This is a genomic window from Acinetobacter sp. 809848, assembly GCF_000581275.1.
Lineage (GTDB): Bacteria > Pseudomonadota > Gammaproteobacteria > Pseudomonadales > Moraxellaceae > Acinetobacter > Acinetobacter pittii.
The window spans coordinates 1-6158 of record NZ_JEXG01000064.1; the positions used below are offsets into that span (position 1 = coordinate 1).

6 protein-coding genes and 1 tRNA gene are annotated in these 6158 nt (G+C 33.6%); 6 read left to right on the top strand and 1 reads right to left on the bottom strand.

Going from position 1 to position 6158, the window contains the following annotated elements; genetic code table 11:
- From cysS to J536_RS23190, 6 genes are all read left to right on the top strand, one after another.
- Positions 1 to 995 (top strand): cysteine--tRNA ligase (gene cysS / locus J536_RS23165; protein WP_032064097.1); only part of this gene is annotated, 995 nt, incomplete at its 5' end.
- A gap of 63 nt (positions 996 to 1058) precedes the next feature.
- Positions 1059 to 1134, top strand: a tRNA-Gly gene (locus J536_RS23170).
- A gap of 215 nt (positions 1135 to 1349) precedes the next feature.
- Complete coding sequence (locus tag J536_RS23175) at positions 1350 to 2363, top strand: tyrosine-type recombinase/integrase (protein ID WP_032064098.1); 1014 nt, start codon at positions 1350 to 1352, stop codon at positions 2361 to 2363.
- A gap of 106 nt (positions 2364 to 2469) precedes the next feature.
- On the top strand, positions 2470 to 3477 hold the full coding sequence (locus tag J536_RS23180) for an HNH endonuclease (protein WP_032064099.1): 1008 nt from the start codon (positions 2470 to 2472) through the stop codon (positions 3475 to 3477).
- A gap of 55 nt (positions 3478 to 3532) precedes the next feature.
- The gene (locus tag J536_RS23185; RefSeq protein WP_032064100.1) at positions 3533 to 4294 is read left to right on the top strand and encodes a hypothetical protein; all 762 of its coding nucleotides are present in this window, start codon (positions 3533 to 3535) and stop codon (positions 4292 to 4294) included.
- Between the two features lie 367 nt (positions 4295 to 4661).
- The gene (locus J536_RS23190) at positions 4662 to 5282 is read left to right on the top strand and encodes an SOS response-associated peptidase (RefSeq protein WP_032064102.1); all 621 of its coding nucleotides are present in this window, start codon (positions 4662 to 4664) and stop codon (positions 5280 to 5282) included.
- Between the two features lie 3 nt (positions 5283 to 5285).
- Here the strand turns inward: J536_RS23190 and J536_RS23195 are convergent, their stop codons facing one another.
- The gene (locus J536_RS23195) at positions 5286 to 5930 is read right to left on the bottom strand and encodes a hypothetical protein (RefSeq protein ID WP_032063938.1); all 645 of its coding nucleotides are present in this window, start codon (positions 5928 to 5930) and stop codon (positions 5286 to 5288) included.
- Positions 5931 to 6158 lie beyond the last annotated feature (228 nt).

Consider the following 6158-nt stretch of genomic DNA (forward strand, 5'->3'; position numbering starts at 1 on the left):
ATGTTTATTTTGAAGTGACCAAATTTGAAAAATATGGTCGCCTCTCTGGCCGCAAGCTGGATGATATGCAAGCTGGTGCAAGTGAACGTGTCGATGTAGAAGTTGAAAAGAAACATCCTTTTGACTTTGTACTTTGGAAACATGCAAAAGAAAACGAACCATCTTGGGCATCTCCTTGGGGTAATGGTCGTCCGGGTTGGCACATCGAATGTTCTGCAATGTCAACTTGCTGCTTAGGCAATCACTTTGACATTCATGGTGGTGGTTCAGATTTAATGTTCCCACACCATGAAAATGAAATTGCTCAAAGTGAAGCTTCAACTGGCGAGCAATATGTGAACTATTGGATGCATGTTGGCTTTATTAACGTTGATGGTGAAAAGATGTCTAAATCTTTAGGCAACTTCTTCACGATTCGTGACGTGATGGAGAAGTTCCACCCTGAAGTGATTCGCTACTTTATTGTGTCTTCACACTATCGTAGTCCTGTGAACTTTTCTGATGTAGCGCTTAAAGAAGCAAAAACTTCTTTAACTCGTTTCTATCATTCATTTAAAGCTTACCAACAAGTGTATGGTCAAAAGACAACTGAAACGCTTGATCAAAGTTTTATTGAACGCTTTAACAACGCAATGTGTGACGATTTCAATACGGCTGAAGCAATGGCAGTATTGTTTGAACTCAACAAAGAGTTAAACCGTGCTGTAAAAGAAGAGCAAGCTGACCAAGCGACTGTGCTTTATTCGACTTTACGTCACCTCACCAACATTTTAGGTTTGGTACAGCACAATGTAGATGATTTCTTAAAATCAGATATTGGACAAGAAGCGCTTGCTTTGTCTGATGCTGAAATTGAAGATTTCATTCAACAACGTGTTGATGCGAAAAAAGCTAAAGACTTTGCGAAAGCAGATGGTATTCGTCAGTCTTTGCTCGACCAAGGTGTGGTACTTGAAGATACGCGTCAAGGTACAGTGTGGCGTCGTGCTGATTAAACGTTCAATTAGATCACAAGAGTGTTGACACTTTAATGAAACACTCTATAATGTGCTCACATTGCGGGAATAGCTCAGTTGGTAGAGCATAACCTTGCCAAGGTTGGGGTCGCGAGTTCGAGTCTCGTTTCCCGCTCCAAGATTTTATGTATTAAAATCAATAGGCTGCATAACTTTAACGAGTTATGTGGCCTGTTTTTTATTGTAGATCGGTCAGCTTTGACTACTCAAAATAGTCAAAATTCGCATTAAAAAACGCTTTATATTTCCGTTGCGACACCAAAAAAGTGGATGTCTTTTAGGCATTCGCGAATTTTGGTGTCGCGGCGACACCACGAAATTTGGAGTGTTATTATGCAAAAGCCGGTTAAGCGCGGGGACGCGTGGCGCATCACTGTTCGTTACTTAGGAAAACGTTACACAGCTACTCGAGATACTGCGAGTGAGTGTGAACAATGGGCCGCAAAAAAATTATTAGAATTACAATCTCAACAGGCTAACCCTGAGCCTGAAAAAATCCATATCTCCTTCTATGCTCTTTTTGAACAGTACTATCAAGAAGAAGGCAGAAAAATGAAGAGTGCCCGCTTAATTGTTCAAATGCTTAAATGCCTAAAGAAAAATTGGGGGAAATTAGCAGATGAATCAATTCACGACCTAACACCAGCATTAGTTAAACAATGGCGTGACAAACGTTTAAAGCAAGTTAAAGGTGCAACAGTCATTCGAGAAATGGCCATGTATAGTTCAGTTTTTGACTTTGCTCGGAAAGAACTATTTCTAACTAAAGAAAATCCATTCAAAGAAATATCAAAACCTACTGCCCCTCCTCCACGTAATCAACGTGTTTATCAGCATCATATAGATAGTGTTTTAACTGGTCTCGATTACGAGTGGGGAAAAGTGCCTGTTCAGCCAAGACACCGAGTTGCATGGTCGTTTCTTTTTGCACTTGAAACGGCAATGCGCAAAGGTGAAATACTTAGTGTAGAGAAGCGATTAATATTTCCTGATTTCATTCGCCTATTAGATACTAAGAATGGTACTTCTCGTGATGTGCCATTAACTTCCAAGGCAAAAGAGTTACTTTCTTGGTTGCCTGACGATCCTAACGATGACCGCATGATTCCTCTTACCTCGAATGCATTTAGATTAATATGGCAACGTAACTTACGGAGAGTTGGCTTAGATGGTGTTATTACATTCCACGACTCACGCCATGAAGCTATTACCCGTTTTGTGCACGACTACCGTTTACCAGTAGAGATCCTAGCGAAGATTACTGGCCATAAAACGATTAGTGTTTTAGTAAATACTTATTACAACCCTACCGCATCTGAAATTGCAAAGATGTTAATGGTTGCCTAATTATTATTTAACGAGCAGGAGATTAATATCTCCTGCTTATTTAAAAGATTTATAAAATTATTTATTCTATAATTATCAAAATAAATTTTATTTCAAACTTCAAGATATGCATAATTTTTTTTTAAATAAAGATAATTTTACCAAATGTATTATTTGTTTAAAGGAACCATCTTCTTCAAAACCAAATAGTATTTTAACCGATGAACATTTAATTCCAGAATTTATAGGGGGCCGATTTACATCAAAAAATCTTTGTAAAGGATGCAATGAGCAACTTGGATCCAGCGTTGAAGGTCCTTTATCGAATAATGTGTACTTTAAACTGCATGGCTTTCAACATAAGATCAAAGGGAAGAAAAAAGAAATTACCAATCCTTTATCTGATACATATGAAATTGATGATAAAAAATTCAGATATCAAAATGATTTTTCTCTTTACATGATACCTAAGCTAGAAATTTTTTTAACCGATGAAGGTATTATAAAAATTGAAGGCTCACTAGATATTTCAGATATTCCGCGCTTACGAGATATGTTGATTAAAGGTATCCAGCGGCGACTAAAAGAAAATCAACTAGAGTGGTCATATGAAAGGATAATATCTCAGGTTGACTCAATTGTAAAAAAAGCAGAGGAAAGTACTCGAACAGTAATTAACAACCCTGAAGTAACAGGAATAATTGATTTAGAAGAACCAGAAACAAAAAGAAATCTTGCACTGTTAGCCTTAAAAATTGGATATGAATTTTTAGCCATTTATTATGGTCAAACTTTTATTGAAGATATTGTTTTCAAACCATTCAGAGATGCACTTTTGACAAAAACACTTAATCCAGAAATTGAGTTTTGCTCAATAAACCTTATTGAAGTAATGAAAAGTATGGCTCCAGCTCCTTTTAAACTCAATTTAGATATTCTCGAAGACCCAAGTAAAACTATTATAATTTTATATAATGAATTAGCCTCAGTAAAATTTTTAAATTTATGGTTTTCTTTTAAAATAAAAAATAAGCCTATAAATGATATTATTTATCTATCGTCTTGCAGTAAAACTGGAGAAATAAAAATTTTTGAAAATTCAGAGTTTTTTAAAAAATTAATTAGCAATAATTAATTTAAACAACAATATTATTTTAATATATATGATTTAATAAATTTTAAGGCTCAATATGATAAATTTATTTAATAAATTTTATGGCTTTTTTAAAAGATTTTTTAATTTTAAAAATATAGTTTATTTTTTAACTTTTTATATTTTTTTAATCTTATTAATTGTAATGACATTCCCGTTAGATAAAAATCAAATTTTACATTTGGGAAATCTACATATTAATTTCAAAACAATTAATCTCGGAGAGTTTGGCGGTTTTCTTTCTGGAATTTTTGCACCTTTGGCTTTTTTATGGTTAGCTTTAAACATGAAGCAACAAGATAAAAATCTTGAAATTGCTGAAAAACAATTAAGTATTTTATTACAAGAAAAAGAAAATAGAAGAAAGATAACAAAGGCTCATTTTGAGACCCAATCAGCCCATCCTGAAAGTTTATTACTTAATGAGAAGCTACTTCATTTTAAAGTTAAAATTTCTAGTAGCTCTCATCTGGTTGATTGTTATGTAAAAGAGTTTATGAAAGATTCCTATTTTTCATTATTATTTTCAAGCTCAAAGACAGAAAAGAACTTATCCATTTCTAAGAAAAATATTGCCAAAGATGAATTTTTTTATTTAAATATTCTAGTAAATACAAGTAGATTAAATAATAAAGACTCTAATTTAGTCGACTATATTAAAATTTACTATCTAGATATCGATGGTTTTGAGCAGACCCAAACTTTTAAAGTTAATTTTTATTTATCTAAGTTTAACCATGACGATGTAGATATAAGAAAAATGTATACTATACTTTTCCTTCAACCCCAAAACTATTAAATCATTATCAATTCTAAATATTTATATATTTAACATATAAATATTTCATATGAAAGTTCATTAGTATCTATATCATTATTAAAAAAATGTCTCTTTGTTTTATTAAGTAAAGCTTGTTGACTCTGATAATCCCCTACTACACCCTAAAGAAAAGTAAGCGGTGATGATAAACCAGCAATTAAATCACCAATTTAATTTAAAGTAGAGGATATTGGTTGCTTGATTATTAGAAAAACAATTATTGATATCACAAAAAGTAAGTATCCATCCAATTTTTACAACATTTTTAACCATAATCTTACGTTCATAAGGTATTTATAAACTTATAATTTATCAAGAATTATAAAAAAATATGAATGAGAAGATTATGTGTGCTAACTACGAACCAATAAAAAAAGACCGAGTTCACCTATTAGATCTATTCGAACCAACCTTCGACTATAAGGCCGATATTTATCCTGGTTACGACTGCCCTCTTATATTTTCTAAAGATGGCCATATAGAATGGCGGCAAGTTAAGTTTGGAATGATTCCTCCATGGAACCATGACTTTAAATTCTCAAAGTATACGTATAACGCCAGAACTGAAACTGTAGATAAAAAACCTAGCTTCCGACATGCATGGGCTAAAAGCCAATTTGCATTAATACCTGTAGAAAAGATTTATGAACCCAGATATGTGAATGGTAAAGCGGAAAGATGGGGAATTTATCGAGAGGATGGCTTACCTTTTACAGTAGCTGCTATTTATGATTCAACTGTGATTGATGGCCAACAAGTTAGATCAATGTCGATGCTGACCATTAATGCAGATGACCACCCTTTCATGAGCCAGTTCCATAAACCAGAAGATGAGAAACGATCTATTATTGTTATCCCTGAAGATTATCGAGAAGATTGGTTGAACTGTAAAAAAGAAGATGCTGACCAGTTTTTCTTTGAGATGCCTGTCGATCAATTTCAAGCTAGATTTATACCTCGAATTTAAATTTTATCTAACACCTATCAAATCCCAGCGCTGTTCACACCCTTGTAGAACTGGGCAGTAGCTATTTTGGGTAAATTTAACTATTTGTCGAGGATCAAGAATATATGTTTGGTTCTCTCTAAAAGTCCCACCTTGATAATGCCTATAATCAGCCACTACTCTTTGATCACAGTTATTTATCATTGAAGCAGGAATACTATTTAGACTGATAACACAACTCCTCAAATTTGGATTATAGATAGTTTGTGAATTGTTGCTTTGCGTATTAACTACTGTTTTATGCCTATCTGGAGCAATATAGTCACATACCTCCTCTTTATTTGCAGCTCGGATTTCCGCTTGAGCTTTTCCATTGTGACATTGAGTAATAAGAAGTTTATTTATTGCACCATTACAATTTCCATCTTCAGCATCAATTTTTGCCTTAGACATTAAACATGCCCTGTTGCCGTTTCCAGTTCCTCCTCCTATACCTGCTAGAAGGCAATCATTGCCGCCTACACGAATATATTCGCCCGGGCAATCTGGTACACCTGTATCATGAAAAGACCAATTAACATGACCTCTCCAATCTGCAAAAGCTTGCTGGGTGAATATGCTTATTTGTAAGACAACTGCGAGTTCAAGTATTTTTATATATTTTTTCATGACATTTTCCTTTTTTAATTATGAGTTTAAATTTTAATCCTTTTAAATATATTACATATATATAATCTGACAAGCGGTCACAAAATATTCGCTACTCAACGTCAATTTTTGACTTCTATTTGTTTATCCACAACTTTTTAAATTTGAATTTAAAGCAACCTCTAGCATATCATCTTGAATATGTTACAAATTCAAGTTAGGGGATATTCTATGAGCGAAATTGCACCA